This window comes from Photorhabdus africana, from assembly GCF_035181445.1.
Classification (GTDB): domain Bacteria; phylum Pseudomonadota; class Gammaproteobacteria; order Enterobacterales; family Enterobacteriaceae; genus Photorhabdus; species Photorhabdus laumondii.
In genome coordinates this window covers 1-568 of sequence record NZ_JAXBVE010000150.1, presented here as the reverse complement: position 1 = coordinate 568, position 568 = coordinate 1, and the positions used below count along the sequence as shown (strand labels likewise).

Here is a 568-nt window from a genome sequence, read left to right as displayed (position 1 = left end):
TATGGAAGAGAGAGAGCTTAACGTTTTAATGAGAGAAATGCCTATAAAAAGTCATATTCTGACTTTTATTTAACCAAAATAACCTTATTAAAAATGTGAGATCTCACCCTGATTAATTAAACGCATTCAGAAACTATTTTATCTATATATTCCATCATCAACACTCCTCCCTTATTTTATTAATGGCTTTACTAACTGGTTAATTTAATTGTAAGGCATTACGTGACCATAATAAATATTTTCAATATCTTGCATCTTAGATGAATAAAAGTATACTGCCTCCGGGTGCTTGAGACTTTCTGTCTTGAGCATTATGTTCTAAGCAAAAATTATGTTTCAGGCAGAAAGAGAAAAGCCCCATCCGACTATAAATCGAAATGAGGCTACTCCTATGTATCAGCAACATAAGGCTAGCCTCTTACCTGACAAAAAGCAAGGAGAGAAGGCTATGAAGCCACAAAAAATCGCAATATTTAGTTTGATCATTATTTGTGTGACATTACTCATATTCACGTGGATAACAAGGGGTTCAATCTGTAAACTCCATATCAAACGAGGTAATACAGAG

At 33.8% G+C, this 568-nt stretch carries 1 protein-coding gene; it reads left to right on the top strand.

The window, feature by feature from the left end:
• Window positions 1-331 precede the first annotated feature (331 nt).
• Window positions 332-568, top strand: a 237-nt coding sequence (locus tag SLS51_RS24780; RefSeq protein ID WP_439126909.1) for a Hok/Gef family protein, incomplete at its 3' end; no start/stop codon positions are given.